Below are 1,870 nucleotides of genomic sequence, written 5' to 3' on the forward strand. Positions count from 1 at the left end.
CGTCGCCCGATCCGTGGCTGGCACCCGCCATCCGCGGCAAGCTGGGCCTGCCTGGCACGGCGCGGGCGCAGGGGCTGGCCGCCCAGGATTTCCTGCGTGCCGCCAGCGCCAGGCGCGTGCTGATCACTCGCGCCCGCCGCGACGCGAGTGGCCCGCAGGTCCCGTCGCGGCTGTGGCTGCGGCTGATCGCCCAGTTCGAGCGCGCCGGCGCCCCGCCGCTGCCGCGCCGCGATGATCTGATCGCCATTGCCCGCGCCGTGGATGGCGCCGTTGGCGGCCCGCAACCGGCGAAAGCGCCGCTGCCCAACCCGCCGCTTGCGCTGCGGCCCAGGCGCATCAGCATCACCGAGATCGACACGCTGGTCGCCGATCCCTTTGCCTTCCACGCCAAGCGCATCCTGAAACTGTCGCCGCTCGATCCGCTCGATCAGGATCCGACGCCGGCGATGCGCGGCAATCTTGCCCATAAGGTGCTGGAACGCTGGATCCTGCAGGGCCATGGCACGCTGGCGCAGCTGGAACAGATCGCCCGCGAAGAGCTGGACAGCGAGGCCAAGCATTTCCCGCTGCTCGCCGCTGCCTGGGCGCCGCGCATGAAACGGGCGCTGGCCTGGGCCGGGCAGGAAATATTGGACGACGAAGCCGCTGGCTGGCGCACCATGCTGGCCGAAGTCGCCGGCGAACTGGTGCTGGCCGGCGCCGTTACCCTGCGCGGCCGCATCGACCGGCTTGACCGGCACGAGGATGGCCGCCTGCGCGTCGTGGATTACAAGACCGGCGCTCCGCCATCGGCCAAACGGGTGCAGGCACTCGATGCCAACCAGCTGGCGCTTGGCCTGGCCATGGCCGTCGCTGGCGCGTTACGCCAAGCGGACAAGCCGGTGCCGGGCGGCCCGCCAGGCAGCATCGAATATTGGCAGCTGAAGGGCGGCCGGCGCGAGGCCGGCAAGCGCAGCGACCCGCTGGGCGGGCGCAATCCGGTGGCGGTCGACGCACATCTGCCCCAGGTGCTGGCGCGCGCCGATGAACTGGTCAGCCGCTATCTGCTCACCCGCAATCCGTTCCGGCCCAAGCTGCGGCCGGAGTGGGCATGGGGGGATTTCGATCACCTGGCCCGCGTCGCCGAATGGATCAATCGGCGGGAGCCCCTGAAATGAGTTTGGGCGCATGAGCGGGGGCAAGACAGGGGCGCTGCTGCCGCTGCTGCCGGAGCAGCGTGACGCCGCCGATCCGCAGGTGCATGCCTGGGTGGCGGCATCGGCGGGCACCGGCAAGACGCAGGTGCTCACGGCACGTGTGTTGCGTCTGTTGCTGGAGGGCGTGCGGCCGGAAGCCATCCTGTGCCTCACCTTCACCAAGCTGGCCGCCGCCGAAATGCAGGACCGGGTGATGCAGCGGCTGGCGCGCTGGGCGGGCGGGGCGGAGGCCGAACTGGCAGCCGATCTGAAGGCCATCGGCGCCGCCACCGATGCCGCCACCCTTACCCGCGCCCGCGGGCTGTTTGCGGCCGTGCTGGAAACCCCGGCCGGCCTTGCCATCCAGACCATCCACAGTTTCGCGCAAGGCCTGATCGCCAGCTTCCCGGTGGAGGCCGGCATCACGCCGGGCTTCCAGACGCTGGATGACCGCGCCGGCGCCCTGCTGCGCCGCCGTGTGCTGGCCGAGGCGTTGACCGATACCGGCAATCAGCCGTTCCTGGCCGATGTTGCCGAGATCGCCATTGATGGTGGCGAGGGCCGGCTGCACGAGATCATGGCCGCGCTGCCCCGCCACGGTGCGACGCTGGCCGACATGCGCGTGGAGGCGGTCGAGCCATTGCTGCGCCGGGCGCTGGGCCTGGGCGACGGCGGCAGCGAGGCGGCCACCCTGG

2 protein-coding genes are annotated in these 1,870 nt (G+C 71.4%); both read left to right on the forward strand.

Annotated features, from left to right (window positions below):
- A partial coding sequence (locus GJ693_RS15790) for a PD-(D/E)XK nuclease family protein (protein ID WP_197042282.1) occupies positions 1-1,157 on the forward strand: 1,157 nt, incomplete at its 5' end.
- Between the two features lie 10 nt (positions 1,158-1,167).
- Positions 1,168-1,870, forward strand: a 703-nt coding sequence (locus tag GJ693_RS15795) for a UvrD-helicase domain-containing protein (RefSeq protein WP_156257189.1), incomplete at its 3' end; no start/stop codon positions are given.

The sequence above is a fragment of the Sandarakinorhabdus oryzae genome, assembly GCF_009733735.1.
Lineage (GTDB): Bacteria > Pseudomonadota > Alphaproteobacteria > Sphingomonadales > Sphingomonadaceae > Sandarakinorhabdus > Sandarakinorhabdus oryzae.